This window comes from Ruegeria sp. BC2 (assembly GCF_056539245.1).
In genome coordinates this window covers 1,128,074-1,152,218 of sequence record NZ_JBQFUQ010000001.1, presented here as the reverse complement: position 1 = coordinate 1,152,218, position 24,145 = coordinate 1,128,074, and the positions used below count along the sequence as shown (strand labels likewise).

The window sequence follows — 24,145 nt, the reverse complement described above, 5'->3', positions numbered from 1 at the left end:
GGCGCGTCCCGACGATACGCAAAAGGACAAAACATGCTGGAAATCAAGAACCTGCACGTCAAACTTGAGGAAGAGGAAAAGCAGATCCTCAAGGGCGTGGACCTGACGGTCGAGGCCGGCAAGGTACACGCGATCATGGGGCCGAACGGCTCGGGCAAGTCGACGCTCAGCTATGTGCTGTCGGGCCGCGACGGGTACGAGGTCACCGAGGGTTCGGCGACTCTGGATGGCGCCGACCTGCTGGAGATGGAGCCGGAAGAGCGTGCCGCCGCCGGCGTGTTCCTGGCGTTCCAGTACCCGGTCGAGATCCCGGGCGTGGGCAACATGACGTTCCTGCGCACCGCCGTGAACGCCCAGCGCAAGGCGCGCGGCGAGGAAGAACTCTCGGCCGCGGATTTCCTCAAGCTGGTGCGCGAAAAGGCCAAGTCGCTGAAAATCGACGCCGACATGCTGAAACGCCCCGTGAACGTTGGTTTCTCGGGTGGCGAGAAGAAGCGCAACGAAATCCTGCAGATGGCGATGCTCGAGCCCAAGATGTGCATCTTGGACGAGACCGACTCGGGCCTTGACGTGGATGCCATGAAGCTGGTGGCCGAGGGCGTGAACGCGCTGCGCGACGAAGGCCGTGGGTTCCTGGTGATCACCCACTATCAGCGTCTGTTGGACCACATCAAACCCGACGTGGTGCACATCATGGCCGATGGCCGGATCGTCAAGACTGGCGGGCCCGAGCTGGCGCTGGAAGTCGAAAACAACGGTTACGCCGACATTCTTGCCGAGGTGAACTGATGGCCTTGCCCGACGTGAAACAATCCGCGACCGAGGCGCGGCTGGCCACGCTGCGCATGCCCGAAGCCGGCTGCACCCGCGACGCACGCGAGGGGGCCCTGGCCCGCCTGCGCGCCATGGGTTTGCCCGGGCGGCGCGACGAGTATTGGAAATACACGCGTCCCGATACGCTTACCGCGCCCGAGGCCCCGGCGGCCGAGGTATTCCACACCGACGAGCCGATGGTCTTTGACGGGTTCGACCGCCTGAAGATCGTCTTCGTCGATGGTGTATTTAGCCCCGAGGACAGCGATGACCTGACGCTGGAAGGCGTGAGCATCGACCGGCTTGAAGATATCTGCTGCAAGGACATCCACTGGGCCAAGCAGCTGTATGGCGTGCTCGAGGAGCGCGGTCAGACCCCGGTTCAACGCCCGTTGGCGGCCTTGAACACCGCCTTTGCGCAAGACGGCGTGGCGATCCACGTGACCGGCAAGCCGTCAAAGCCGATCAGTCTGGTCTATCGCCACGAATCCGAAAGCTCGGACGCGATCCTGCACCACGTGATCCGCGTGGAAAGCGGTGCCGAAGTGACGGTTCTTGAGAATGGCCCGGCGGCCTCGCGGTTCAACAAGTGCATCGAGATCGACATCGCCGATGGCGGCACGCTGCACCATGTCCGGGCACAGGGCAGGGACCATCAGCGCCGTGCTGCGACGCATATGTTCACCCGGCTGGGCATGGAATCCGTCTACAAATCTTTCACCCTGACCGTGAATGGCGTGCTGACGCGCAATGAACAGGTGGTCGAGCTGACCGGTGACGATGCGGTGGCGCATGTGGCCGGTGCCTGTGTGGGCGATGGCGACTTCCATCATGACGACACGGTGTTCATCACCCATGACGCGGTGAACTGCGAAAGCCGCCAGGTGTTCAAGAAGGTTCTGCGCAACGGCGCGACCGGCGTGTTCCAAGGCAAGATCCTGGTCAAGGCAGGCGCCCAGAAGACCGATGGTTACCAGATCAGCCAGTCTTTGCTGCTGGATGACGACAGTCAGTTCCTGGCCAAGCCCGAGCTTGAGATCTATGCCGACGACGTGGCCTGTTCGCATGGGTCAACCTCGGGTGCGATCGACGAGACCGCAATGTTCTACCTGCGCTCGCGCGGGGTTCCGGCCAAGGACGCGACCAACATGCTGACGCTGGCCTTTCTGGCCGAAGCCGTGGAAGAGATCGAAGACGAAGCGCTGGCCGAGGACATCGTCTCGCGGCTGGAAGGCTGGTTGGCGCGGCACAGCTGATGCCGGTGACCACCGATATCGTCGCCTCGTATCGCGGGCCCGGTCGGGTGGTGCGTCGGCTGCTGGACATGGGCCCGCGCGAAGACCGTGCGCTGGCCTTTGTCATGGCGTTCTGTGTAATTGGCTTTATCGCGCAGTTGCCGGGGCTATCGCGTCGGGCCCATCTTGAGGGGCTGGACCTGAACATGCTGATGGGTGGGGCTCTGCTGGGGTCGGTCTTCATTCTGCCGTTGCTGCTCTACGTCCTTGCCTGGGGAACTTATCTGATTGCTCGTATGTTCGGCGGTGCAACCACGTCCTATCAGGCGCGGCTTGCGCTGTTCTGGGCTCTCCTCGCCTCATCACCGCTGGTGTTGTTGAACGGGCTGGTGGCGGGTTTCATCGGTCCGGGTCCTGTCCAGACGCTGACCGGGGCCCTGTGGGTTGCGGTATTCGTCTGGTTCTGGTTTTCCGGGTTTTCTCAAACACGAAGGGCGCCGGCATGAACGCCGCATTTCTGGCACATCTGGCCGTTCTGACATTGGCAAATCCGGCCGAGGCGGCAAGGCGTCTGTTGGCCGGAGTACCCGGTCGGGATGTGCTTTGGACAGCGCTGGCACTGGTCGTTGTCCTGAACGCTTTGTCTCAATCACTGTCGACCCTTGTGTTTCCGGCGCTTGATCCATCTCTGGATATGGCGTTTGAACCGGTCGTGCAGTCGTTGGCGACTTCGGCCGGGGCCGTTCTCTTGGGCATCTTCGCGTTTCATTTTGTCGGCAGGATGCTTGGCGGCACCGGTAGCCTGGACGGCATGATGCTGCTGATGGTCTGGCTGCAATTCCTGCAGATTCTGGGCCAATTGATCATCTTCGTCATGGTGATGGTTGCGCCGACGATGTTCCTGATCCTCGTACTGGGGATGAGCCTGTACAGCCTCTACATTAGCCTGCATTTCATCAATCAGGCGCATCACTTCGACTCGCTGGGCAAATCCTTCGTGGTCATCCTCATCTCGGGATTGCTGGCGATACCTTTCGTCCTGTTGATGACCCCAAGCGGGCCTGTTTAGGGAATTCGTTCATGTATGACGTCCAGAAAATCCGCGCCGATTTCCCGATCCTCTCGCGTGAGGTGAACGGGAAACCGTTGACGTATCTCGACAATGGGGCCTCGGCGCAGAAACCTCAGGTGGTGATAGATGCAGTCACCAATGCCTATGCGCACGAGTATTCGAACGTGCATCGCGGATTGCACTACCTGTCGAACCTGGCGACCGAAAAGTACGAATCCGTGCGCGGAACCGTCGCCCGGTTTTTGAATGTCGCGAATGAGGATGAGATCGTCCTGAATTCCGGGACGACCGAGGGGATCAACCTAGTCGCCTATGGGTGGGCCATGCCGCGGATGCAGGCCGGCGACGAAATTGTTCTGAGCATCATGGAGCATCATGCCAACATCGTACCCTGGCATTTCTTGCGCGAACGCCAGGGCGTCGTTCTGAAATGGGTGGACCTGGATGCAAGTGGTGCGCTGGATCCGCAGGCCGTAATAGACGCCATCGGGCCCAAGACCAAACTGGTGGCGGTGACCCAGTGTTCCAACGTTCTGGGCACCGTGGTTGACGTGAAGGCGATCACCGAAGGCGCCCATGCCAAAGGCGTGCCTGTGCTGGTCGACGGAAGCCAGGGCGCGGTTCACATGCCGGTGGATCTGCAGGATATCGGGTGTGATTTCTATGCTATCACCGGGCACAAGCTGTACGGCCCCTCGGGATCTGGCGCGATCTTTATCAAATCGGAACGCATGGCCGAAATGCGCCCCTTCATCGGAGGAGGCGATATGATCAAGGAGGTGTCGAAAGACACGGTGATCTATAACGATCCGCCGATGAAATTCGAGGCCGGCACTCCGGGTATCGTCCAGACAATCGGCATGGGCGTTGCGCTGGACTACATGATGGGTTTGGGGATGGACAACATCGCGGCCCATGAGGCGGGCTTGCGCGACTATGCAATGCAGCGCCTGACCGGGCTGAACTGGCTGCAGGTTCAGGGGACGACGCCCGACAAGGCCGCTATCTTCAGCTTTACGCTGGATGGTGCGGGCCACGCGCACGATGTATCCACCATTCTCGACAAGAAGGGCGTCGCCGTTCGGGCGGGGCACCATTGCGCCGGACCGTTGATGGATCATCTCGGGGTTACGGCCACTTGCCGCGCCAGTTTTGGTCTGTACAACACAACCGATGAGGTCGACACGCTGATCGATGCGCTGGAACTGGCGCACGAATTGTTTGCCTGATTGTTCGTCGCTAAACCGCGTTCCGACATGCAAAATCCAGTTGCACCCGGATCGGAACAAGGTTAGCTAACGGCCAACGCACCTGTAGCTCAGCTGGATAGAGCGCTGCCCTCCGAAGGCAGAGGCCAGAGGTTCGAATCCTCTCAGGTGCGCCACTTTCTGCCAGAGTTTCAAGGCGTAGCGCTTCTGCGCCTGTGTATGTCACAGCCGGATCGGCGCTGCGCAGAAAAAAGCCCCGGGCAGTGATGCGCCGGGGCTTTTTGCGGGGTTGGTGAGTGGTAGTGTATTAGCCGCGCCAGGAGCGAACGTCGCCGCAGTCCATGTGCACGAAATTTGATCCATAGTATTGGCCGACACCGCCGGCACGGCATGAAATGGCCGCCTTGGCCATCTGTGAGACCGAGCGGGAGGCAAGCCGCAGATCCGCGGCCTGGCCTTTCACATGGAGAGAGTTCTTGGCGACACCGCGCGACCGGCGGCGCAGCATGGCGTTGGTCTGCGGAGAGCGGTAGCCCGACAACAGCATGTAGGGCTCGTTCACATCCAGAAGGTTGTGGGCCGCGGCCATGATGTCGATCGTGCGCAGGTCCATGTCCTTTGACTGATCGGTGCGCCAGTCACGCATGAAGTGGTTGATTTCCTTGACCGCGTCTTTGACGTATTTGCCATCGACCCAGTAGATCATATCCAAACGCTCGCCGGTACGACCCGAATACATACGGATCCTGCGGATGTCTCCGCCCCCGCGAAGGAAGCCTGCTGCGTTTGAGTAGGTTGGTGCTGCAACAACTGCCGTTGCCGCGAATGCGCCCAATAGGGCACGCCGGGTCATCCCCGAGGTACTGCTCTTGGTCATAGCGTGTTTCGTCCCGTACAGTTCCTGCCTGCACACGATGTTACGTGCGCTTTCTTAATTCTTTCCCATCCCAGATGCGGATTTTATGCCACAGAGGGATTCTTGCGCCAAGTGATCTTTTGGTCTTGTGCTTTCTTACGGGGAATTTTCGGCGAAAATCTGCGCAAGTGACAAAAAATGTGGCGAACAGGCCTGAATCCCTTTCGTTTTTTTCCAGACGATGCAAACGCGCATCAGGGGGCCGGCGGTGTGATGTGCTGTTGGAAATGTGAGTGGACAATCCCCCGAGGCGTGAAACATAATTGTTGAGCGCAAAAAACTAGTGTTCCAAGTTATTGAAAACCAAGGCTATCCCATGAATTCTGTCCGTCGGACCTGTACGATTTTTCTGTTTGCCGCAAGCATCGCCGTGTCGGCCACATCCGTTCAGGCGGCTCCGACCCAGGCTGAGAGTTTCGCGTTTCGGATGGCTGTGGCGGAAAGCGCAGAGACAACCCCGGAAATCGCGTCCTTTTATCGAGAACAGGAATTCGCGCCGATTTGGGTCGGTCCTACCTCTGATCACGCGGCGCGTCGGTCGGCACTTATCAAAGCATTGTCCCATGCTCAGATGCACGGGCTTCCGGCCGAACGATATGACGTCGATGGCCTGATGGCGAAGATGGAAAGCGCTCGGTCAAACCGCGATCTCGGAGCGCTTGAGGCAGCGCTGAGCGAGGCGTTTGTCCGCTATGCGCAGGATATTCAGTCCGGGCTGCTGCGCCCGGCTCAGATCGATGCCGGCCTCGTGCGTGCGGTCGAACGGAAGCCAGCCTCGGAACATCTTGCGGCGATGATGAAATCCACCGACGGCTCGTATCTCGCGCAGCTTCCACCGCAGTCCAGCCAGTACCGGGCGCTTCTCAAGCAGAAGATGGCGCTGCAGTCACTGAACGAACATGGTGAATGGGGGCCGACCGTTCCAACCGGAAAATACGAACGCGGCGATACGGGGCCGAGCGTCATAAAGCTGCGTAATCGTCTGGTTGCGATGGGGTTCCTCAAGCCCACGGCCAGCCCGGAATATGACGATTCCGTGGTGGCAGCGGTTCAAGCCTTCCAACGCGCCCATGGTCTTGAACCAGATGGTGTCGCCGGCCAGGGAACGATTGCCGAAATCAACCGTTCACCTTCTGACCGGCTCAAGGCGGTGATGGTTGCGATGGAACGTGAACGCTGGCTCCCTCGCGAGAGGGGTGCACGGCATGTTCTGGTCAATCAGGCCGACTTTTCCGCGAAAATCGTCGACGATGGTCGGGTGACATTTGAAACACGTGCAGTGATCGGCAAAAACACCAGCGATCGTCAAAGCCCCGAGTTTTCGGATGTGATGGAGCACATGGTGATCAATCCCAGCTGGCATGTGCCGCGCTCGATCATCACCAAGGAATACCTGCCGAAGTTGCGGGCCAACCCCAATGCCGTCCGGCATCTTGAGATCACCGATCGGCGTGGACGGCAGGTGAACCGCAATGCGGTGGACTTCAACCAGTTCACGGCTCGCAGCTTCCCGTTTGCGATGCGCCAGCCTCCGGGGCAGAGCAACGCTTTGGGGCTGGTCAAGTTCATGTTCCCCAACAAGTACAACATCTATCTGCACGACACCCCGCAAAAGAGCCTGTTCGCACGCGAAGTGCGCGCCTTCTCTCACGGGTGCATTCGTTTGGCGCAACCTTTTGATTTCGCCTATGCTTTGCTGGCAAAACAGGAAGAGGATCCCAAGGCCTTTTTCCACAGGGTGCTGGGTACCGGACGTGAAACCAAGGTTGACCTCAAACAGCCGGTTCCGGTTCATCTGATTTATCGCACCGCATTCGTCGGGCCGAAGGGCGACGTGCAGTATCGGCGCGATGTCTATGGTCGGGACCAGAAGATTTGGGATGCCCTGCAAAAAGCAGGGGTGGCCCTGCCGAACGTTCAGGGGTAAGCACAGGGCGCCAAATCCTGCGACAAGGAAGCCCGCGATGCAGTTCACCTTACAGCAAATCGCCGATGCTCTGGGGGCGCCGGCCGAGGGAAACACCAGCCTGACGATTCTGAGGGCGGCCGAGCCCAAGGATGCTGGTCCGACCGATCTGGCTATGGCGATGGCTCCGAAATACGCCGAGGCGCTTGCTGAGGGTCAGGCGCGCTGCGCCGTTCTGTGGGAAGGCGCCGACTGGCGCGCACTGGGTCTGGAGGGTGCCGTGTTCGTCGGCCGCCCCCGTATGGCAATGGCCGGAATTACCACGATGCTGGACCGGGGGCAGGGTGTCGCACCTGGGATCCATCCTTCGGCGGTCGTGGACCCGACGGCCGAGATCGCCGGAGATGTGTCCATCGGGCCTCTGGCCGTTGTTGGCCCCCGGGCCCGCATCGGATCAGGAACGGTGATTGGCGCCCAGTGCCACGTTGGTATGGATGTCGTGTTGGGCCAGAACTGCCTGTTGCGCGAAATGGTCAGCATCGGCGCGCGTGCCATCATCGGCGATCGCTTTGTTGCGCAACCCGGAGCCAGGATCGGCGGGGATGGGTTCAGCTTTGTCACGCCCGAGGTGTCTGGTGTAGAAAACGTGCGCAAGACCATGGGCGACGCCGGAGACGCCAAGGCGCAGAACTGGTTGCGCATCCATTCGCTCGGTGCGGTCCAGATCGGCAATGATGTCGAAGTTGGCGCGAACTGCACCATCGACAACGGCACAATCCGCAACACCGTCATCGGAGACGGCTCCAAGTTGGACAATCTTGTTCATGTCGGGCACAACACCCAGGTCGGCAGGGACTGTTTGCTGTGCGGTCAAACCGGCGTGTCCGGTTCGGTCGAGATCGGCAACAACGTGGTTTTGGGTGGCCAGACCGGAGTCGTCGACAATATCTTCATTGGTGACGGCGTGATCGCGGGCGGCGGAACCAAGATACTTTCGAATGTCCCGGCAGGTCGTGTGATCATGGGCTATCCGGGCGTGAAAATGGAAACGCACACCGAAATCTACAAGGCGCAGCGTCGGCTTCCTCGCATGGCCCGTGACGTAGAGGCGCTTAAAAAGACGGTTTTCAAACCCTCGTCGAGCGATTAAATCAACCGCAACGCGACAATCAGGGGAACGACATGAGCATCAGCGACCGCGTCATCGCAATCATTGCAGAGCAGGCCGTGCTGGAGCCGTCCGACGTGACGCCCGAAAGCTCTCTGGAAGATCTCGGAATCGATAGCATGGGCCTGGTTGAAAGCATCTTTGCTATCGAGGAAGAATTCGACATCTCGATCCCCTTCAACGCCAACGAACCGACGGCAAGTGATTTCGACATCTCGAATGTTGCAGCGATCATTGCCGGGATCGAAAAACTGGTCGCGGAAAAGGTCTGATCCGCGGTCATGAAACGGGTTGTCATTACCGGCGCTGGCACGATCAATTCGCTGGGCCATTCCGTGCCCGACACCCTGGAAGCGATGCGTGAAGGCCGTTGCGGCATTTCCGAGCTTGAATTTCGTGACGTCGACCGCCTGAGCATCAAAATTGGCGGCCAGGTCCGCGGGTTCGAGGCCGAGGGCCGGTTCAATCGCCAGCAGATGGCTCTGTATGACCGTTTCACGCAATTCACTCTGACTGCGGCCAAAGAGGCGATCGACCAGTCGGGGCTGGAGTTTCACGGCGAATTGGCCGTTCGGTCGGGGGTCGTTCTGGGAACGGCCGGCGGTGGTGTTTCGACCTGGGATGACAACTACCGCTCGGTCTACGAAGACGGGAAGAACCGGGTCCATCCGTTCGTCGTGCCGAAGCTGATGAACAACGCGGCCGCAAGCCACATTTCGATGGAGCACAACCTCAAAGGCCCCAGCTTCACCGTTTCGACGGCCTGTGCATCGTCAAACCATGCGATGGCGCTGGCGTTCCAGATGGTGCGCAGTGGCGCCGCACCGGCGATGATTACCGGCGGGTCGGAATCCATGTTGTGTTTTGGCGGGGTCAAGGCTTGGGAAGGCCTTCGGGTTATGTCCAAGGACGCCTGCAGGCCGTTCAGCGCAAATCGCAATGGCATGGTTCAGGGCGAGGGCGCCGGTGTGTTCGTATTCGAGGAATACGAACATGCGCGTGCTCGCGGCGCTGAAATCCTGTGTGAGGTTGCGGGCTATGCGATGTCTTCGGACGCGACGGATATCGTGATGCCCAGCAAACAGGGCGCGGCCCGCGCCATGGCCGGGGCCTTGAAGGACGCGGGGCTGAACGCAAGTGACGTGGGCTATATCAACGCCCACGGCACCGGAACCGCCGCCAATGACAAGACCGAATGCGCAGCGGTCGCGGATGTATTTGGACGCCATGCCGACGATCTGATGATCTCGTCGACCAAATCCATGCACGGCCACCTTATCGGCGGAACCGGCGCGGTTGAACTGTTGGCCTGTATCATGGCCGTCCGTGACGGCGTGATTGCTCCGACCATCGGGTATGAAGAACCCGACCCGGAATGCGCTTTGGACGTCGTACCAAACGAGGCGCGCGAAGCCGAAGTAAATGTCGCACTGAGCAACGCCTTTGCGTTTGGCGGTCTGAACGCGGTCTTAGCCCTCAAGAAGGTATGAAAAAAGCCGCCATCGGGGGATGGCGGCTTTGGTCATTCATCTTGGCGTGATCAGTTGGTGTTGACCTCCAGGCCGTCAAAGGCAGCGGTAAATCCGCTCAGCGACAGATCCATGTTGATAACCTGATCGGGCGCGCGTGCGGGCACCAGTGAAATGGTAGCCTTTGTTCCTGCTTTCATCGCGTCAATGTCGCCCTGCGTCAGACCCAGCTGTGCAACACAACCGACCGGAACACAGTGATGATAGTTGTACAGCTTGCGCGGTGCGCCATCGATCGAGATGGCCAGTTGTGCCTGCAGCAGGGTTTCCAGCGGAACAATGACGTTTGCCCAGGCTGCGGCGGCACCACCGGCGGGCAGCTTACCAACGGTAATCTCGGCCAGAGGTTCATTCTGCGCACCGTTGAGAATCTGAACCATCGCGCAGGGGTCATCTCCGGTCTGCGCCTTGATGCAGGAGATCTCCCAGTCGCCCGACTTCTCGCGGACATATTGCTCGCCGACACGCGGGCCGCTTTGCCCCAGATCCAGGTCGGAGCCGGTATCCGTGGTCTGACCGGTTTGGGTCTGCTCTTGAGTTTCAGTCGTGGCTTCCTGGGCGAACGCGCCTGAGCCCAGCAATGCAGCCGTTACCAGGGTGGCTGGAACAAGTTTGGTGATCATCAGTGCCTCATTGTGCTGATACAGCTTTTTCAAACGTCTCTAGCATTCCTGCTCCGCCATGTCAGTTGCAAAGCGCGCGCCACACGCGGGATTGGACGGATTTTCGCCGACCTATCGTAGGCCACCTGAAGTGACGCCGGGAAGCCTTTGAGTACAAACGACAAAGGGAGCCGTACGTGCGGCTCCCTTCAATCAATGTATCTCCCCGTCGGACTGGCCGACTTAGTTATGCCCGAACGTTACGAGAGGCGAACCCAGTGGTCAACTGCTAACAGCGAAATTTAATGTTTCCACAAGCAGAAACTTGGCAATTTCAAAAAAAGGGCTGTGCCCGAAAGCACAGCCAGTCGACAGGGAGGAAGTTTGCCCACCACACGAGGGAATTGCGAGGCGGGCAAAATCACTATCGCAGTCAAAGGTTAAGTTTGTATGGTGGTGCCGGGACGCTAAGTTTTGGGACGTATCAATATGACGGAAAACGTTTTTGTCGGCGGTGGCGGTGTTGATTACAAGCAGCCGCAAGGTTTGACGCTGAAATATGCAAACCGGCACGGCTTGATTGCCGGTGCTACGGGGACGGGCAAGACCGTGACCCTGCAAATCCTGGCCGAAGGGTTCTCGCAGCAGGGCGTTCCTGTTTTCCTGTCTGACGTCAAAGGTGACCTTTCCGGACTGGCGCGTCCCGGCAGCCCCGATCACAAGTTGCATCAGGCCTTCATGGACCGTGCCCAGCGCATCGGGTTTGCCGATTACTCCTATGCCGCGTGCCCGGTCACGTTCTGGGATCTGTTTGGTGAGCAGGGCCACCCTGTCCGGACAACGGTTACCGAGATGGGGCCGCTGCTGTTTTCCCGGCTTCTTGACCTGAGCGAAGCGCAGGAAGGTGTGCTGAACATCGCCTTCCGGGTTGCGGATGAAGAAGGGATGCCGCTGCTGGATCTGAAGGACCTGCAGGCTCTTCTGGTCTGGATTGGTGAAAACCGGTCGCAACTTTCCCTGCGCTACGGAAATGTCTCGACCGCTTCGATCGGTGCCATACAGCGACGATTGCTGGTGTTAGAAAACCAAGGCGGCGCACGGCTATTCGGTGAGCCCGCGCTCGAACTGTCGGATTTGATGCGCCTGGATGAAAACGGCCACGGGATGGTCAACATCCTTGCTTCTGACAAGCTGATGGGCGCGCCCGGGCTGTATGCCACGTTTCTTTTGTGGCTGCTGAGCGAACTGTTCGAGGAACTTCCCGAAGTCGGCGATCCCGACAAGCCCAAGCTGGTCTTTTTCTTCGACGAAGCCCATCTGCTGTTCGACGATGCGCCCAAGGTTCTGGTGGACAAGGTCGAGCAGGTCGCGCGATTGATCCGATCCAAAGGCGTTGGGGTTTACTTCATTACTCAGAACCCGGCCGACATTCCCGAAGATATCCTCGGGCAGTTGGGCAATCGCGTCCAACATGCTTTGCGCGCCTTCACCGCGCGGGATCGCAAGAATTTGCGGCTGGCCGCGGAAACCTATCGGGAAAACCCGGCCTTCGACACGGAAACCGCGATCCGGGAAGTCGGAGTGGGCGAGGCGTTGACCTCGATGCTCGAACGGAAGGGTGCGCCCGGTATGGTCGAGCGGACATTGATACGTCCGCCGGGTTCACAACTGGGGCCGATTGCCGACGCCGAGCGCAAGGCTGTGATGGCGGCGTCTCCGATGGCCGGAAAGTACGAAACGCTTCTAGATCGCAAATCGGCATTCGAAATCCTGCAGGCGCGCGCGGCGAAGGCCGCGGCCGAGGCCGAGGAAGCCGAACCAGAGGAGCAAGACGACACCCGGTCGGTGTCCGAGCGGGAGTATTCGGCGGCGCGCAGATACAGCGGCAGCAGAGTAGGGCGATCGTCTGCACGATCGGTCCGAAAGCAAGACAGCTTTGCCTCTGCCATGAGCGAGGCAGTCATCAAAGAGCTGAAAGGAACCACAGGACGCCGCATCGTTCGCGGCATTCTGGGCGGGCTGTTTCGCAACCGTTGAATTTCATCGCCCTGCCAGCCGGAGCTGGCGGGGCGTGCCGCGTCAGCGCTTGAGGCGCCGCTGTCCTTCCTGCTGACAATAGGCGTCAGCTTCGGGAACCGACATCTTGGTGGCCGGGAAATCAATCGCGCGATCCCAGTCAACCCGATCCTGGCGATACAGTTGGCAGGTCACTACGCCCTTGGGCGTCTGTACCTGGACGGGTGTGGTTTCCAGTTCACGGGGGCTAGGGATACATCCGGCCACAACAGCCAGGACCGGAACCATAAGGGCAATTTTCTTTGTGGAAGTCTTCATGGTGGAAAAACTTTTCTTCTGGGTCAGAGTTTACTCGTTACGAATGGCGCATCAGGTGAGTGGTCTTTCGAACAATATGCGCCGATATGGTTCTTAGAGTGTGAATGCGTCTATTGATTTTTCAAGCCGCAATCAAGAAACCGCGCCATTTGCATGGCGCGGCCTGACGGTTTCGTGATGAAAGATGTCTACTTCTCGGGGATCAGGCCCCTTGGGCTGAATCTGAGAACAATCAGCAGAATAAGCCCCATCGTGAACAGGCGCATATGTGCCGTGCTTTCGATCAGGTGGGCCTTCAGCGCGCTGCCGTCCGGCATGCTGGAAGTGATCAGGTTCATGAGCCACAGACCGATCGGTTCGACCTCGACCCACAGGAACCAGATCAGAAAGGCCCCCAGGACCGAGCCGAAATTGTTGCCGGAACCACCGACGATCACCATCACCCAGACAAGGAAGGTGAACCGGAGCGGTTGGTAGGCACTGGGTGTCAGCTGGCCGTCCAGCGTCGTCATCATCGCCCCGGCAATGCCACAGACGGCCGAGCCCAGAACGAAGATCTGCAGATGGCGACGGGTGACGTCCTTGCCCATGGCTTCGGCGGCGACCTCGTTGTCGCGGATCGCGCGCATCATGCGGCCCCACGGGCTTTTGAGAGCCATCTGAGCCATCCAGAGCAGGATGAGAAGCACGATCAGAAACAGGAATGCATAACCCAGTTTCACCCACAGGGTCGAAGCGGTCACCGGGTCCAGCCCGAATGAGGCTGCACGTTCGACAAAGGTCGGGTCGCTCTGCAGGTCAATCTCATAGCCCACGATAGGTGAGGGGCGGGGAATGCCGTAGACGTTCTTGACCCCCCGAGCCAACCAGTCCTCGTTTTTCATGATAGCAATGATGATCTCGGCGATGCCCAGCGTGGCAATCGCAAGGTAGTCCGAGCGCAGACCCAAGGCCGTCTTGCCAATCAGCCAGGCAGCGCCCGCGGCCAATAGCCCACCCGCCGGCCACGCAAGCAGCACCGGAAGATTCAGCCCGCCGATATTTCCGGCAATGGCTGGGTCGATGGCTTCGACGGCAGCGATGCTTGGGTCGAACACCGCGCGATATACGAAGAACCCGACGACGAGGATTGCGATGATCGCCAGCGTTCGTGCCCGGCCCTTGGGCAATTTTTGCGCGGCCATCACGGCTGCGACAACGGTCGCCGCCCCCAGCAGAAGCGCCAGCACGATCCCGTACCCGCCCGCGGACCAGGCTCCGGGTGTCGGAGGGGTAGAGACAAGCACAACCGCAAGTCCGCCCAGCGCAACAAAACCCATGACGCCGACATTGAACAGCCCGGCAAAGCCCCATTGCAGGTTCACACCGATCGCCATGATCGCGGAAATCAGACCCATGTTCAGAATCAAGATCGCCGTGTTCCAGCTTTGAACGAAACCGGTCAGCAGGATGAGCCCGCCGACAATCACGAAAAGCAGGGTGTTTTTGACTGCTTCGTTCATACCGCTTTCCCCTTGAACAGACCCGTTGGCTTGAACAGAAGCACGATCAGCAGAATGACGAAGCTGACGGCGAATTTGTAATCGGTGGAGAGGAACTGCACCAGGCCCGAAGGTTCCAGGCTTTCCGGGGCAAGGTAAGTCAGCACCTTCTTCCAGGCATAAGTGATCGTGACTTCGGAAAAGGCGATGATGAATCCGCCTGCGATCGCCCCAATCGGGTTGCCCAATCCGCCCACGATGGCCGAGGCAAAGATCGGCAGAAGCAGCTGGAAATAGACGAATGGCTTGAAGCTCTTGTCCAGCCCATAGAGAACCCCGGCCGTCGTGGCCAGTGCCGCAACGATGATCCAGGTGATCATCACCACACGTTCCGGGTTGATGCCGGACAACAAGGCCAGATCCTCGTTGTCGGAATAGGCGCGCATCGACTTGCCGGTGCGGGTCTTGTTGAGGAACCAGAACAGCAAGGCGACGGCAACGACGGCGACGATCACGGTGATACCCTGCGAGGTTTTGATCGCAAGCCCCTCATCCAGCCCGGTCATCTTTTTGAAATCCCGCGCAGAAATCAGGAACCGTGCCCCATCCGAGAACCTTTGGTCATCGGGGCCGATGATGAAGCGCACCAGCCCATTCATGATGAACATCACACCCATGGACACGATCACAAGGATCACAGGTTTGGCCTTTTGCTCGCGGTAGAACCGATAGACCAGCCTGTCGGTGATCAGCACCAGAAGGATGCACCCCAGGATCGCAAACGGAAGCGCCAGAAGCGCCGTCGGCAGGGGCCCGAACCCGATCCCTGCGGCCTGAAGACCCCAGGTGACCAGCACGGCAATCATTGCGCCGAAGGCCATCGTATCCCCGTGGGCAAAGTTGGAAAACCGCAGGATGCCGTAGATCAGGGTGACCCCCAGCGCCCCAAGTGCCAACTGGCTGCCATAGGCAACCGCAGGCACGATCACAAAGTTCGCAAGCGCAACAAGCGCATTCAGTAGGTCCATTATGTTCTTCTCACTGTCCGGGTGCGGCTTTATGGCATGACGCCGACAAAAGACACAACAATTTGGAGCATGATTTTTGCGGCTTTGTGCATGTTTTTATGCGGTTTGGCGGACATTCATCACACGCGCTCCAACCGTCTGCCGATCCCCGAAAGAAAAAGACCGCGCCACCATGTGGGACGCGGCCTGAAATCGCAGATGATTGCGGGACTAGGCTCCGGTTTCCGTGCATTGACCACGGTCATTCTGAAGGACCGGACGGCGAATGGACAGGTTGTAGGACAGATCAGGGCTTTTGACGAAGAAGGTCATGACATGCTGTTCGGTCGCCAGGATGAACGTCATGTTGTTCAGTCCAGGAAACACCTGAGCATCCCCGGTCGTGTCACCGAATTTGACCGATCCCTTTTGCTCGCCTTCAAGCCGTGTCAGCCGGTACTCGGTTCCATCAATATCCGATATGCACACAAACTCGCGTTGCTGAGCCACAGCGCCAGTTGCCAAGTGTGCGACCAGTGCGGCGATCATCCATTTCTTCATTTTGACTTCCAATTTTTGTGCCCCCCAATTGGGGCGCGTTTCGGGGATTGGTGAAGTGGTTCGGGCGCAGCGATATTTTTGAATTTTGACCTGATTAAAGCAGCAGATTGGCATTCCGAGAAATTCCACAGGCTTTTTGAACCGGTGCGCTGCCAGGAAATAATTTATATTTTTCAGATGCCTAATAAGGGTTTTAAGGAAGAAGGGTGTGGCCGGAAACACCTATTGCCATCTTCTGGCCTTCAATTTTGCGCAAATCGATCAAGCAAAAGGGCCAGTCGAGAATCCCGACCGGCCCCATGAAAATACCGAATTCTGAAAAGCGTCGGTTAGCCGCCCAAAAACGACTTGCGCACTTCCTCGTCCGCCAGCAGTTCCTTGCCGGTTCCGGTGTATGCGTTGCGCCCCTGGACCAACACATAACCCTTGTCGGCGATCTCAAGTGCCTGACGAGCATTCTGCTCGACCATCAGGATCGGAAGGCCGGTGCGCGACACTTCGATGATGCGGTCGAACAGCTCGTCCATCACGATCGGCGAAACGCCCGCGGTCGGTTCGTCCAGCATCAGCACTTTGGGCTTGGTCATAAGCGCGCGGCCGACGGCCACTTGTTGGCGCTGACCACCCGAGAGCTCGCCCGCCGCCTGGTTGCGTTTGTCTCGCAGGATCGGGAATAGCTCGAACACCTGTTCCATCGTGTCCGAGAAATCATCCGTGCGGATGAACGCGCCCATTTCCAGATTTTCCTGAACCGTCATCGAGGTGAATATGTTCTGCGTTTGGGGCACAAAGCCCATGCCCTTGATCACCCGGTCCTGAGGGCTGAGGTTGGTGATGTCCTCGCCATCCAGCCGCACCGATCCGGCGCGCACGTCCAGCATGCCGAAGACGGCCTTCATCGCGGTGGATTTGCCCGCGCCGTTGGGGCCGACGATCACGGCGATTTCGCCCTTGTCCACGGCGATCGTGCAGTCGTGCAGAATGTCGGGGCCTTTGCCGTACCCGCCGGTCATGGTGTCACCGATCAGGAATGGACCGCCCTCTACGCGGTGGGTCTTGCCGCTGACCCGATGGGCCGGCGTCATTGTGCCGATGCCATGCGTGTTGGTGATCGAGGCGTCCTTGTTGCCCTTGTCGTCCTGATAGGGGTTGTCGCTCATGCCCCGGCCTCCAACTGGTCTTTGTTCTTGAGCCCAGTGCCCAGATAGGCCTCGATGACATGCTCGTTGGCCTTGATCTCCTCCAGTGTGCCTTGCGCCAGAACCTTGCCCTCGGCCATGCAGATCACCGGATCGCAGATCTTGCCGATGAAATCCATGTCGTGTTCGATCACGACGAAGGTGTAGCCGCGTTCCTTGTTCAGACGCAGGATCGTATCGGCGATGGTCATCAGCAGGGTGCGGTTCACGCCTGCGCCGACCTCGTCCAGGAACACGATCTTGGCGTCCACCATCATCGTGCGGCCCAGTTCCAGCAGCTTTTTCTGGCCGCCCGAGACCTGACCTGCCTTGTGGTCGGCCAAATGCTCGATAGTCAGGAACTCCAGCACCTCGTCGGCCTTGGCGCGCAGGGCGCGTTCCTCATCGGCAATCCGCTTGCGGCCGAACCATGTGTTCCACAGCGATTCACCGGATTGGCCACCGGGGACCATCATCAGGTTTTCGCGGCATGTCATCGACGAGAACTCGTGCGCGATCTGGAACGTGCGCAACAGCCCCTTGTGAAACAGATCATGGGGCGGCAGGCCGGTGATGTCTTCGCCATCCATCCAGACCTTGCCGCTGGTCGGAGGCAGAACACCCGCGATCACATTGAAAAGAGTGGTTTTTCCGGCCCCGTTTGGACCGATCAGGCCAGTAATCGAGCCCTTTTCGATCTCCAGCGATGCCCCGTCCACCGCGTGGAAACCGCCGAAATGCTTGTGCACGTCCTCGACGACGATCATGTGTTCCCCTGTCCGCGGCTTTCGCGGTTCTTCGTGTTGCCCCATCCCCAAGATAAGGTGGCGCCTTTTGTCATTGAAACAGCCCGGGCACAAGGCCCGGGCTGCTTGGTATCATGCGGTCAGCTGACGGATCAACGGAACTTGACGGTCTCGTTCTTGCCGTCTTTCACTTCGATCTCGCGGTAGGACCCAGCGCTTTCGCCCGGACCTATCAGTTCGACACCCGAAGCGCCGACATAGTCGATGTCCTGACCAGCGGCCAGCAGTTCCAGACCCTTGGCCAGTTCACCCGGGTAGATCTTCTCGCCGGGGGCGTTGGCCACATCCAGGATCTTGCCACCGTACTGGGCCGGATCGGCCGACCCTGCGGCCTGCATGGCCAGCATGAACAGCGCGGCAGCGTCATAGCTTTCGGGCGAGTAGGGCGACGAGCCGTCAAAGCCCGCGGCTTCGGCCATCGCGAAATATTTCTCGGCGCCTTCACCGCCGGAACCGGCGATCTGACCAAACGAGCCGTCCAGATCGGGGCCGACATTCGCAGGCAGCGAGTCACCGATCATGCCGCCCGGCAGACCGAACGTGTCGAACGCGCCGCTGTCCAGAGCGGACTGGATGATGCCCAGACCACCCTGATCCAGGTAACCGGCAACCACGAGGATGTCCCCACCCGCCGAGGCCAGTGCGCCGACTTCGGCCGAATAGTCCGCTTTGCCGTCTTCATGTGCTGCAACGATGGTCACTTCGCCGCCCACGGCCTCGAACGACGACTGGATCGCGTCGGCCAGACCTTTGCCGTAGTCGTTGTTGGTATAGGTCAGAGCGATCGAATTGATGCCGCGGTCTTTCAGAATGTCGGCCATAACCTGACCTTCGCGCGCATCCGACGGGGCGGTGCGGAAGAACAGCCCGTTGTCTTCCATCGTCGACAGACCGGGTGAGGTCGCTGACGGCGAGATCATGACCATGCCATTCGGAATAGCGACGTTCTGCAGGATTGCGCCAGTCACACCCGAGCAGTCGCCGCCGATGATGCCGGCAACGCCATCGGCGATCATGCGTTCGCCGTTCGAGGTGGCCAGACCGTTGTCGATGCAGCCGGTATCGGCACGCGACGGGGTGACGGTGGCGCCGCCCAGCAGCTTGCCGGATTCGGTCACTTCGGCCATCGCCAGTTCGGCGCCCGAACCCATTGCCGGGGCCAGCGATTCAATCGGCCCGGTAAATCCGAACAGAACGCCCAGTTTGACGTCTTCGGCCATTGCGGCACCAGCCAGCAATGCGGTTGCTGCAGTCGCAGTAAGCAGCTTTTTCATTAGGTTACTCCCTTGTTGGAACGTATTCGTTCTGAGCAAGACCCTAGGCAAGCTGTTCAGAAAAGAAAAGTCCAAACAGGAATGTGTCTTTTGGCTGAACAACTCTATTTGTTTTCTAGGGTTTGGTTCCCGGGCGGCTCATTCTGACAGGGATTGGAACGATAGATATGATCAGGGTTTTCACGATTCTCATTCTGATGATTTGCGGCAGCGTCGCGTCGGGCGAGTCATTGAAGACATCCGCAGGCGAGGTCTCGGTCACGACCATGTTGGGGGGTCTGGATACGCCCTGGGCGATCGGCTTGTTGCCTGATGGCAGTTTCTTGGTCACCGAGCGCGACGGCCAGTTGCTTTGGGCGCGTGATGGCAAGGCCACCAAAGTCCGGGGCGTTCCGAAGGTCGCGGCGCAAGGGCAGGGCGGTCTGCTGGACGTAACCATCGCCCGCGATTTTGACCGCACCAGAGAGGTGTTTCTCACTTTCTCGAAGCCGCAGAGCGGCGGGGCAGGTACGGCGGTTGCCGTGGCGCGCCTGTCCGAGAACGGCAAGCGGCTGACCAACCTGAGGGTGATATTCGAAGCGGTTCCCGGCGGCTCGGGTGGCCGGCATTTCGGATCGCGCGTGGTCGAGGCGCAGGACGGGACGCTGTTCATCACTTTGGGGGATCGTGGCGACAGGCCAAGCGCGCAGGACCGCTCGAACCACATGGGGACGGTCATTAGGATCAACCGCGATGGCTCGATCCCGGCAGATAATCCGTTTGTCGCGCAAGAAGGCATCCGCCCCGAGATCTGGTCCTTTGGTCATCGCAACCCGCAAGGCGCTGATGTTGATGCGAGCGGCCGGTTGTGGGTCTCGGAACATGGCGCAAAGGGCGGGGACGAGGTGAACCTTGTGAAACCCGGCGCCAACTACGGTTGGCCGGTCATTTCCTACGGGACGCATTATTCCGGAGAGAAGATTGGCGAAGGCACCAGCAAAGACGGAAAGGAACAGCCGCGCTTGTATTGGGATCCGTCCATCGCGCCCTCGGGCTTGATGGTCTATTCCGGCGGGATGTTTCCCGAATGGCGGGGTGACATCTTCGTGGGTTCGCTGAAATTCGACTATATCGCACGGCTGTCCGGAAACCCGTTGCGCGAGGTCGAGCAGATCAAAGGCCCCGAGACCGAACGGGTCCGCGACATCGTGCAGGCCCTAGACGGTGCGATCTGGTTCATCTCGGTCGGGCAGGGTGCGGTTTACAGGATTTCCCGTTCGTCCTAGGAGTGCAGCGATACACTTCTAAGAGGATTGATATGTTCCGCATTCTCGCAGCGATATTTTTGTCCCTTTCGACACTTCCCGCCGCGGCCGACGAGGTCTTTGCGACCTATGCCGAATACGAAGCCTTCGTCGACACCAAGATCAAGAACCGCGAGTTCTCGAACGTCATCAGCCGGTTGGGCGGCGCCGACGAATACACGCCGCAGCAGATGCAAGTCCTGCAAGGGCAGCTGCGTGACCTTGTCCCGTACTACCTGACCAATGCCGACGTTGCCAAACGGGTCGAGCTTGAGAACGGGTTCGCGCAGGAAATGCGGATCTACTGGAACGACAAGAACAGCTATCTCTACTATTACGCTCTTCTGCACCAACGCGACGACGGCGTGATGGTTCTGCAGTTCAGCATCAACACCAGCGCCGAGTCCATTCTGGCGAAGTTCTAGGTGTCAGACCGACAGCCGTCCACTCTGCGTTCCACGCTCGCGATAGGGCGTGGTGTTGTAATGCGCGCGGTAGCATTTCGAGAAATGGCTGGGGCTGGCAAAACCGCAGGCCAAGGCCACGTTGATCACGCTCATGTCGGTCTGCATCAGCAGGTTGCGCGCCTTGTGCAGCCGCAATTCCATGTAATAGCGCTTGGGCGAACGGCTCAGATACCGGCGGAACAGCCGCTCGAGCTGGCGGGTCGACATGCCAACATCCTTGGCCAGGATTGAGGGCGAAATCGGCTCCTCGATGTTCTTCTCCATCATCAGGATGACCTGGCTCAGCTTGGGGTGGCGCACACCGATCCGCGTGGGCGTCGAAAGGCGCTGGGTGTCCTGATCGGTGCGGATAGAGGAATAGATCATCTGGTCAGCTACGGCGTTAGCCAACTCTTCACCGTAGTCATCGGCAATCAGCTTCAGCATCAGGTCGATTGACGAGGTGCCACCAGCCGTTGTCATCCGGTTGCCGTCGATCAGAAAGACGGATTTCGTCAGTTCGACGTTTTCGAACTCTTCCGCAAAGCTGTCGGCGTTTTCCCAGTGGATAGTGGCGCGTTTGCCGTCCAGCAGGCCGGCTTTGGCAAGGGTATAGGCGGCTGTGCACAAGCCACCGATCTTCAGACCTTTGCGGGCCTCGCGGCGCAGCCAGTTCAGAACCTTTTTGGTGGTCGCCGCCTGAACATCGACGCCGCCACATACAAGGATCACCTCGTCCCGCTGCAGTTCGTCCAGGTCGCGGTCAAGCTCGAACGTCGTCCCGGCCGAGCAGCTGACCACCTCTCCGCCTTCACCGGCCAGCGACCAGGTATAGATCTGCTGATCCGCCATCCGATTGGCAATCCGAAGGCTGTCCAGTGCCGAGGCAAAAGACAGCAACGAAAACTTGTCGAGCAACACGAATACGAAATTGAGCGGCTTGGCCGCGCGCTTGTCCACAGTGACAACTTGGCGTTGCTCTTGCATGGCGAACTGTCCTTGATTCGGCGGGCCGAGGCCCGAGGCCTGCGGCGAATTTGATCGACACCATGCTCAAAGCTTGTTTCCGACGTCAAGAGGCGCAAATCGGATATGGTCTCTGGTCTATGGATTTTGTATAGAGACCACCTGAATTACCTCAGCGGAGATCAAAGCTATGACCGAGTGGCAAAAAACGAACTGGCGCAGCAAGCCGCGGGTTCAGATGCCAGACTATACCGACGCGGCCGCGCTGGCCAAAGTCGAGGCCAAGCTTTCGCAGTATCCCCCGCTGGTTTTTGCGGGCGAGGCCCGGCGTCTGAAACAGCATTTGGGCGCGGCCGGCCGTGGCGAGGCCTTCCTGCTGCAGGGGGGGGACTGCGCCGAAAGCTTCGACCAGTTCAGCGCCGATGCTATCCGCGACACCTTCAAGGTGATGCTGCAGATGGCGATGGTTCTGACCTATGGCGCCAAGGTCCCGGTGGTCAAGGTGGGCCGTATGGCCGGCCAGTTCGCCAAGCCGCGCAGCGCGCCGACCGAAGTGGTCGATGGCGTGGAACTGCCCAGCTACCGTGGTGACATCATCAACGAGCTGGCCTTCACGCCCGAAGCGCGTATCCCGAACCCGGAAAAGATGCTGCAGGCCTATACCCAGGCTGCAGCCACTCTGAACCTGCTGCGCGCGTTCTCGACCGGCGGTTTCGCGGACATGAGCCGTGTGCATTCCTGGACCTTGGGCTTCACCAACGAACAGGACGTGCAGAAATATTCCGAGATCGCCGACCGTATTCAGGACACGATCGACTTCATGGAGGCCGCCGGCATCACCGCGGATACCACGCATGAATTCTCGACCGTCGAGTTCTACACCAGCCACGAAGGCCTGCTGTTGGAGTACGAAGAAGCGCTGACGCGACTGGATTCGACTTCGGGCAAATGGCTGGCCGGCTCGGGCCACATGATCTGGATCGGCGATCGCACCCGTCAGCCCGACGGCGCGCATGTCGAATTCTGCCGGGGCGTGCTGAACCCGATCGGTCTGAAATGCGGCCCGACGACAACGGCCGAAGACCTCAAGGTTCTGATGTCCAAGCTGAACCCGGACAACGAAGAAGGCCGTCTGACCCTGATCGCGCGCTTCGGCGCGGGCAAGGCGGGCGAGCATCTGCCGCGCCTGATCAAGGCCGTCAAGGAAGAGGGCGCCAAGGTGACCTGGGTCTGCGACCCGATGCACGGCAACACGATCAAGTCGGCCACCGGCTACAAGACCCGGCCGTTCGAATCGGTCCTGCGCGAGGTTCGGGATTTCTTCGGCGTGCATCAGGCCGAGGGCACGATCCCCGGCGGCGTGCATTTCGAGATGACCGGACTGGACGTGACCGAATGCACCGGCGGCGTCCGCGCCGTCAGCGAAGAGGACCTGTCGGACCGCTACCACACCGCCTGCGACCCGCGCCTGAACGCATCGCAGTCGCTGGAGCTGGCGTTCCTGGTGGCTGAAGAGCTGACCAACCTGCGCCGTGACCGAAAGGACCGCGCGGCAAGCTGAGGCATGTCGGATTGAAACGCAAACGGCGGGCCCTCGGGTCCGCCGTTCTGCTTTTCACTCGTCGCGAGAGAAGACCAGCCGCAGGTGTTTCGCCGGTCTCTGGAAATCGGCCTGATCCTCGGCAAAGCCCGCCTCGAAAGGCCGGCTGTTGTGGGCCTGATCCTGAATGTTCACCAGTGTGCGGATCCGAGTGTCCTCGATTCCGAACCGTCGCGGCGTAGCGCCGATCGCGCCATCGCTGACCATCACACCCAGCACCCGGCTGACATCCCCCAGATCACTTCTGAGGGGCAACAGGATCATGCGGGCCTGCAGCCGCGTCCGGCCGAGCTTGCCTTTTGAAACAAGGCTGAACTCACCGATCGCCGGAGCGGCGAACACCTCTTCCAGCGCCTCTGACACCTGATCACGGGCGCTGGGATCAAAGAAGGCGGTCAGAGGCATTCCGCGCACCTCCATCCCCGCGATCTTGTTCAGATGGCTTCCCGCCAGTCGAAACCGGGCGAGGCCGGGCGCGATGCGTTCCAGAATGAATGTGTATTCCAGAATGTTCTCGAGGCCGCGTGGGTCGATCTGGGAACGCTTGGGAACGCCGTCGCCGCTCAGCAGCGCGGTCCAATACGCCTCAGCCTGACGGATGGGGAACAGACTGCGCCCACTGTCAAAGCGATCCATTGCGATGATCTTTCCAGCTTTCGACCCGGAACCATTCCAGAAGAAGGTTTTCATTACCATGCACCTCGTGTCGATTGGCGGCCATCCGGTCCGTGCGCCATGCAAAGCGATAGCGGCCGACCCA

General features: G+C 59.6%; 24 protein-coding genes and 1 tRNA gene. 14 read left to right on the top strand and 11 right to left on the bottom strand.

Translation table 11 applies throughout. The annotated features are described in order from the left end of the window. Nucleotides 1-33 precede the first annotated feature (33 nt). The 6 genes from sufC (at nucleotide 34) to ACR0CU_RS05660 (ending at nucleotide 4,504) form a co-directional block, all read left to right on the top strand. On the top strand, nucleotides 34-789 hold the full coding sequence (sufC, locus tag ACR0CU_RS05685) for a Fe-S cluster assembly ATPase SufC (RefSeq protein ID WP_170357887.1): 756 nt from the start codon (nucleotides 34-36) through the stop codon (nucleotides 787-789). Beyond that, nucleotides 789-2,069 (top strand): Fe-S cluster assembly protein SufD, encoded by a 1,281-nt coding sequence (sufD, locus tag ACR0CU_RS05680; RefSeq protein WP_170445972.1) that lies wholly within the window; start codon nucleotides 789-791, stop codon nucleotides 2,067-2,069. The genes sufC and sufD overlap by 1 nt, the downstream gene beginning before the upstream one ends. Continuing rightward, on the top strand, nucleotides 2,069-2,554 hold the full coding sequence (locus ACR0CU_RS05675) for a YIP1 family protein (protein WP_170339121.1): 486 nt from the start codon (nucleotides 2,069-2,071) through the stop codon (nucleotides 2,552-2,554). The genes sufD and ACR0CU_RS05675 overlap by 1 nt, the downstream gene beginning before the upstream one ends. Continuing rightward, nucleotides 2,551-3,117 carry a Yip1 family protein gene (locus ACR0CU_RS05670; RefSeq protein ID WP_170339124.1) on the top strand — a complete coding sequence of 189 codons (567 nt, stop codon included), beginning with the start codon at nucleotides 2,551-2,553 and terminating at the stop codon, nucleotides 3,115-3,117. The genes ACR0CU_RS05675 and ACR0CU_RS05670 overlap by 4 nt, the downstream gene beginning before the upstream one ends. Before the next feature lie 11 nt (nucleotides 3,118-3,128). Beyond that, nucleotides 3,129-4,349: a cysteine desulfurase gene (locus tag ACR0CU_RS05665; RefSeq protein WP_170445969.1), complete on the top strand. Its 1,221-nt coding sequence runs from the start codon at nucleotides 3,129-3,131 to the stop codon at nucleotides 4,347-4,349. Nucleotides 4,350-4,427: 78 nt separating this feature from the next. Further along, nucleotides 4,428-4,504 (top strand) — tRNA-Arg (locus ACR0CU_RS05660). Between the two features lie 131 nt (nucleotides 4,505-4,635). Here the strand turns inward: ACR0CU_RS05660 and mepK are convergent. Continuing rightward, nucleotides 4,636-5,205 carry a peptidoglycan L,D-endopeptidase MepK gene (gene mepK, locus ACR0CU_RS05655; RefSeq protein WP_170338571.1) on the bottom strand — a complete coding sequence of 190 codons (570 nt, stop codon included), beginning with the start codon at nucleotides 5,203-5,205 and terminating at the stop codon, nucleotides 4,636-4,638. A 355-nt stretch (nucleotides 5,206-5,560) separates the two neighbouring features. On the opposite strand from mepK, the gene ACR0CU_RS05650 reads away from it, so the two are divergent. Genes ACR0CU_RS05650 through ACR0CU_RS05635 form a run of 4 tightly spaced genes read left to right on the top strand, consistent with a single transcriptional unit; the run spans nucleotide 5,561 to nucleotide 9,808 of the window. Further along, complete coding sequence (locus ACR0CU_RS05650) at nucleotides 5,561-7,171, top strand: L,D-transpeptidase family protein (protein ID WP_170445967.1); 1,611 nt, start codon at nucleotides 5,561-5,563, stop codon at nucleotides 7,169-7,171. A gap of 37 nt (nucleotides 7,172-7,208) precedes the next feature. Next, entirely contained in the window at nucleotides 7,209-8,300 is a 1,092-nt protein-coding gene (gene lpxD / locus ACR0CU_RS05645; RefSeq protein ID WP_170445964.1) for a UDP-3-O-(3-hydroxymyristoyl)glucosamine N-acyltransferase, read from the top strand. A 32-nt stretch (nucleotides 8,301-8,332) separates the two neighbouring features. After that, nucleotides 8,333-8,590, top strand: coding sequence for an acyl carrier protein (locus tag ACR0CU_RS05640; protein ID WP_093962086.1), 258 nt, complete (start codon nucleotides 8,333-8,335; stop codon nucleotides 8,588-8,590). Between the two features lie 9 nt (nucleotides 8,591-8,599). Beyond that, nucleotides 8,600-9,808, top strand: coding sequence for a beta-ketoacyl-[acyl-carrier-protein] synthase family protein (locus ACR0CU_RS05635; RefSeq protein WP_093962085.1), 1,209 nt, complete (start codon nucleotides 8,600-8,602; stop codon nucleotides 9,806-9,808). A gap of 50 nt (nucleotides 9,809-9,858) precedes the next feature. Here the strand turns inward: ACR0CU_RS05635 and ACR0CU_RS05630 are convergent, their stop codons facing one another. Beyond that, the gene (locus ACR0CU_RS05630) at nucleotides 9,859-10,470 is read right to left on the bottom strand and encodes an invasion associated locus B family protein (RefSeq protein WP_170445961.1); all 612 of its coding nucleotides are present in this window, start codon (nucleotides 10,468-10,470) and stop codon (nucleotides 9,859-9,861) included. A 468-nt stretch (nucleotides 10,471-10,938) separates the two neighbouring features. Between ACR0CU_RS05630 and ACR0CU_RS05625 the strand changes: the two genes are divergently transcribed. Beyond that, nucleotides 10,939-12,486 (top strand): helicase HerA-like domain-containing protein, encoded by a 1,548-nt coding sequence (locus tag ACR0CU_RS05625; protein WP_170445958.1) that lies wholly within the window; start codon nucleotides 10,939-10,941, stop codon nucleotides 12,484-12,486. 42 nt (nucleotides 12,487-12,528) lie between these two features. Here the strand turns inward: ACR0CU_RS05625 and ACR0CU_RS05620 are convergent, their stop codons facing one another. The 7 genes from ACR0CU_RS05620 to ACR0CU_RS05590 form a co-directional block, all read right to left on the bottom strand. Then, nucleotides 12,529-12,783: a hypothetical protein gene (locus tag ACR0CU_RS05620; RefSeq protein WP_093962083.1), complete on the bottom strand. Its 255-nt coding sequence runs from the start codon at nucleotides 12,781-12,783 to the stop codon at nucleotides 12,529-12,531. Nucleotides 12,784-12,971: 188 nt separating this feature from the next. Next, a complete protein-coding gene (locus tag ACR0CU_RS05615) occupies nucleotides 12,972-14,285 on the bottom strand; it encodes a branched-chain amino acid ABC transporter permease (protein ID WP_170445954.1) in 1,314 nt (437 codons plus the stop codon). Beyond that, complete coding sequence (locus ACR0CU_RS05610) at nucleotides 14,282-15,292, bottom strand: branched-chain amino acid ABC transporter permease (protein ID WP_093962081.1); 1,011 nt, start codon at nucleotides 15,290-15,292, stop codon at nucleotides 14,282-14,284. Before ACR0CU_RS05610 ends, ACR0CU_RS05615 begins: the two co-directional genes overlap by 4 nt. A 210-nt stretch (nucleotides 15,293-15,502) precedes the next feature. Continuing rightward, entirely contained in the window at nucleotides 15,503-16,054 is a 552-nt protein-coding gene (locus ACR0CU_RS05605; RefSeq protein WP_170445951.1) for a hypothetical protein, read from the bottom strand. Nucleotides 16,055-16,161: 107 nt separating this feature from the next. Further along, entirely contained in the window at nucleotides 16,162-16,992 is an 831-nt protein-coding gene (locus ACR0CU_RS05600) for an ABC transporter ATP-binding protein (protein WP_170338588.1), read from the bottom strand. Further along, on the bottom strand, nucleotides 16,989-17,777 hold the full coding sequence (locus ACR0CU_RS05595; RefSeq protein ID WP_170445948.1) for an ABC transporter ATP-binding protein: 789 nt from the start codon (nucleotides 17,775-17,777) through the stop codon (nucleotides 16,989-16,991). The genes ACR0CU_RS05600 and ACR0CU_RS05595 overlap by 4 nt, the downstream gene beginning before the upstream one ends. Nucleotides 17,778-17,908: 131 nt before the next feature. After that, nucleotides 17,909-19,090, bottom strand: a complete 1,182-nt coding sequence (locus tag ACR0CU_RS05590; RefSeq protein ID WP_170338589.1) for an ABC transporter substrate-binding protein — start codon at nucleotides 19,088-19,090, stop codon at nucleotides 17,909-17,911. A 167-nt stretch (nucleotides 19,091-19,257) separates the two neighbouring features. Here ACR0CU_RS05590 and ACR0CU_RS05585 point away from each other — a divergent pair, with 167 nt between their 5' ends. Further along, nucleotides 19,258-20,355, top strand: a complete 1,098-nt coding sequence (locus ACR0CU_RS05585) for a PQQ-dependent sugar dehydrogenase (RefSeq protein ID WP_480642610.1) — start codon at nucleotides 19,258-19,260, stop codon at nucleotides 20,353-20,355. Between the two features lie 32 nt (nucleotides 20,356-20,387). Next, on the top strand, nucleotides 20,388-20,798 hold the full coding sequence (locus ACR0CU_RS05580) for a hypothetical protein (RefSeq protein WP_170455277.1): 411 nt from the start codon (nucleotides 20,388-20,390) through the stop codon (nucleotides 20,796-20,798). A 3-nt stretch (nucleotides 20,799-20,801) separates the two neighbouring features. Here ACR0CU_RS05580 and ACR0CU_RS05575 read toward each other — a convergent pair whose 3' ends face one another. Next, complete coding sequence (locus ACR0CU_RS05575; protein ID WP_170338595.1) at nucleotides 20,802-21,806, bottom strand: GlxA family transcriptional regulator; 1,005 nt, start codon at nucleotides 21,804-21,806, stop codon at nucleotides 20,802-20,804. 169 nt (nucleotides 21,807-21,975) lie between these two features. Here ACR0CU_RS05575 and ACR0CU_RS05570 point away from each other — a divergent pair, with 169 nt between their 5' ends. Then, complete coding sequence (locus ACR0CU_RS05570) at nucleotides 21,976-23,346, top strand: class II 3-deoxy-7-phosphoheptulonate synthase (RefSeq protein WP_093962074.1); 1,371 nt, start codon at nucleotides 21,976-21,978, stop codon at nucleotides 23,344-23,346. Nucleotides 23,347-23,400: 54 nt separating this feature from the next. On the opposite strand, the gene ACR0CU_RS05565 is transcribed toward ACR0CU_RS05570, so the two are convergent. Beyond that, complete coding sequence (locus tag ACR0CU_RS05565; protein WP_170432620.1) at nucleotides 23,401-24,075, bottom strand: PAS domain-containing protein; 675 nt, start codon at nucleotides 24,073-24,075, stop codon at nucleotides 23,401-23,403. Nucleotides 24,076-24,145: the final 70 nt, after the last annotated feature.

Bases quoted from the DNA above. Each gene is read 5' to 3' on its own strand.
- sufC (WP_170357887.1), top strand. From the start codon at position 34: ATGCTGGAAATCAAGAACCTGCACGTCAAACTTGAGGAAGAGGAAAAG.
- sufD (WP_170445972.1), top strand. From the start codon at position 789: ATGGCCTTGCCCGACGTGAAACAATCCGCGACCGAGGCGCGGCTGGCC.
- ACR0CU_RS05675 (WP_170339121.1), top strand. From the start codon at position 2,069: ATGCCGGTGACCACCGATATCGTCGCCTCGTATCGCGGGCCCGGTCGG.
- ACR0CU_RS05670 (WP_170339124.1), top strand. From the start codon at position 2,551: ATGAACGCCGCATTTCTGGCACATCTGGCCGTTCTGACATTGGCAAAT.
- ACR0CU_RS05665 (WP_170445969.1), top strand. From the start codon at position 3,129: ATGTATGACGTCCAGAAAATCCGCGCCGATTTCCCGATCCTCTCGCGT.
- mepK (WP_170338571.1), bottom strand. From the start codon at position 5,205: ATGACCAAGAGCAGTACCTCGGGGATGACCCGGCGTGCCCTATTGGGC.
- ACR0CU_RS05650 (WP_170445967.1), top strand. From the start codon at position 5,561: ATGAATTCTGTCCGTCGGACCTGTACGATTTTTCTGTTTGCCGCAAGC.
- lpxD (WP_170445964.1), top strand. From the start codon at position 7,209: ATGCAGTTCACCTTACAGCAAATCGCCGATGCTCTGGGGGCGCCGGCC.
- ACR0CU_RS05640 (WP_093962086.1), top strand. From the start codon at position 8,333: ATGAGCATCAGCGACCGCGTCATCGCAATCATTGCAGAGCAGGCCGTG.
- ACR0CU_RS05635 (WP_093962085.1), top strand. From the start codon at position 8,600: ATGAAACGGGTTGTCATTACCGGCGCTGGCACGATCAATTCGCTGGGC.
- ACR0CU_RS05630 (WP_170445961.1), bottom strand. From the start codon at position 10,470: ATGATCACCAAACTTGTTCCAGCCACCCTGGTAACGGCTGCATTGCTG.
- ACR0CU_RS05625 (WP_170445958.1), top strand. From the start codon at position 10,939: ATGACGGAAAACGTTTTTGTCGGCGGTGGCGGTGTTGATTACAAGCAG.
- ACR0CU_RS05620 (WP_093962083.1), bottom strand. From the start codon at position 12,783: ATGAAGACTTCCACAAAGAAAATTGCCCTTATGGTTCCGGTCCTGGCT.
- ACR0CU_RS05615 (WP_170445954.1), bottom strand. From the start codon at position 14,285: ATGAACGAAGCAGTCAAAAACACCCTGCTTTTCGTGATTGTCGGCGGG.
- ACR0CU_RS05610 (WP_093962081.1), bottom strand. From the start codon at position 15,292: ATGGACCTACTGAATGCGCTTGTTGCGCTTGCGAACTTTGTGATCGTG.
- ACR0CU_RS05600 (WP_170338588.1), bottom strand. From the start codon at position 16,992: ATGAGCGACAACCCCTATCAGGACGACAAGGGCAACAAGGACGCCTCG.
- ACR0CU_RS05595 (WP_170445948.1), bottom strand. From the start codon at position 17,777: ATGATCGTCGTCGAGGACGTGCACAAGCATTTCGGCGGTTTCCACGCG.
- ACR0CU_RS05590 (WP_170338589.1), bottom strand. From the start codon at position 19,090: ATGAAAAAGCTGCTTACTGCGACTGCAGCAACCGCATTGCTGGCTGGT.
- ACR0CU_RS05585 (WP_480642610.1), top strand. From the start codon at position 19,258: ATGATCAGGGTTTTCACGATTCTCATTCTGATGATTTGCGGCAGCGTC.
- ACR0CU_RS05580 (WP_170455277.1), top strand. From the start codon at position 20,388: ATGTTCCGCATTCTCGCAGCGATATTTTTGTCCCTTTCGACACTTCCC.
- ACR0CU_RS05575 (WP_170338595.1), bottom strand. From the start codon at position 21,806: ATGCAAGAGCAACGCCAAGTTGTCACTGTGGACAAGCGCGCGGCCAAG.
- ACR0CU_RS05570 (WP_093962074.1), top strand. From the start codon at position 21,976: ATGACCGAGTGGCAAAAAACGAACTGGCGCAGCAAGCCGCGGGTTCAG.
- ACR0CU_RS05565 (WP_170432620.1), bottom strand. From the start codon at position 24,075: ATGAAAACCTTCTTCTGGAATGGTTCCGGGTCGAAAGCTGGAAAGATC.